This window comes from Burkholderia sp. Se-20378 (genome assembly GCF_017104665.1).
In the GTDB taxonomy this organism is placed as follows: Bacteria; Pseudomonadota; Gammaproteobacteria; order Burkholderiales; family Burkholderiaceae; genus Burkholderia; species Burkholderia lata.
Genome location: NZ_JAAGPG010001081.1, coordinates 1 through 1375, shown reverse-complemented (window position 1 = coordinate 1375; position 1375 = coordinate 1). Strand labels below are relative to the sequence as shown.

General features: G+C 69.2%; 2 protein-coding genes. Both read right to left on the bottom strand.

What is annotated here, in order from left to right; genetic code table 11:
* The coding region (locus G3N93_RS40280) for a hypothetical protein (protein ID WP_374196564.1) at positions 1-288 on the bottom strand (288 nt) is incomplete at its 3' end.
* 88 nt (positions 289-376) lie between these two features.
* Positions 377-1375, bottom strand: a 999-nt coding sequence (locus tag G3N93_RS40275) for a glycosyltransferase family 9 protein (protein ID WP_277396618.1), incomplete at its 5' end; no start/stop codon positions are given.

Sequence of the window (1375 nt, the reverse complement as noted above, 5' to 3'; positions counted from 1 at the left end):
GCCCGCGCCGCCGCCCGCCGGGCTCGCGGCCACGTGACCGAGGTTCATGATGCCTGCCGCATGCGCATGGGCGGACACGCCCGCCGCGAGCATCAGCACGACCGCGCGGTAAAGCGGGCTCAGCTCCGATTTCAGGACCGACCGCGAGGCCGTTGCGCGAAGTTGCCGTTCCGTACGTGCGCGTGCTGCCATTCTTGCCACCCCGATGCTAGGAATTTGCGCGCGGCGCCGGTCCGGCACCGCACATGTCGTTGCGCCTGAAACAGGCCGCTGGAATCCGAAGACCATACGAAGCGCGAATGGCAGCGACATGGCGACTGTTACGGACCATTCCGGCCGCCGTGAAAAGGTCCGTAGCTTTTGTCATGGAAGGCGGTCACGCCGCCACAGCGGGCGTGCGGCGCACCGTGCCGAGCGCGTCGACCACCCGGCCGATCACTGCCGGCCAGTCTCCGGGCCGCGCCTGCCGGAACAGCCGCGCGGACGGATACCACGGGCAGTCGTCGCGCTCGAGCAACCAGCGCCAATCCGGTACGCGCGGCAGCAGCATCCACACGGGCCGCCCGAGCGCGCCAGCCAGGTGCGCAACCGACGTGTCGACGCTGATCACGAGATCCAGCGAATCGACCAGCGCAGCCGTTTCGGCGAAATCCGTGAGCGTGTCCGCAAACGACAGCACACCGCTCGCGGCAAACGCGTCGGCATCGCGTGCGCGTATCTGCGGTTGCAGGCTCACGAACGTCGCGTCGTGTGCTGCAACAAGCGGTAAGAGCGCGGCAAACGGTATTGAACGGTTTTCGTCGTTCGCATGGCGCGGGTTGCCCGACCATACGAGCCCGACTCGCAACCGGCCGGACGGCGAAATCGCATCGAGACGTTCTACCCACGCGTCGCGCCGTCGCGCATCGGCGCGCAGGTACGGCACATCGGCCGGCACCGTATCGAGCGTCGTGCGAAACGCATACGGCAGGCTCATCAGCGGACACTGCAGGTCGAACGCCGGCATCGGCTGCCCCTCCGTGACGATCCGGCTCACGCCGCGCAGCGTGCCGAGCAGCTCGCCGAGCGCGGCCGGCGCCTCGACGATCACGGTCGCGCCCGCATCGTGCGCCAGGTTCGCGTAGCGGCAGAACTGCAGCGTGTCTCCATAGCCCTGCTCCGCATGCAACAGCAGCGTGCGCCCGGCAAGCGGTTCGTCGCCGGTCCACCGCGGCCGGTCCGAATGACGCCGGTGCAGCATCACGTCGGCCGCATCCCAGCGCGCCTCGTGCTGCCGCCAGCCCGCGTCGAAGTCGCCCGCCAGCAGCCGGCAGAACGCTTCCGAACGGCGCGCGGCGCCGTGGTTCGGGTCGCGCCGGCATGCCTCGACATAATC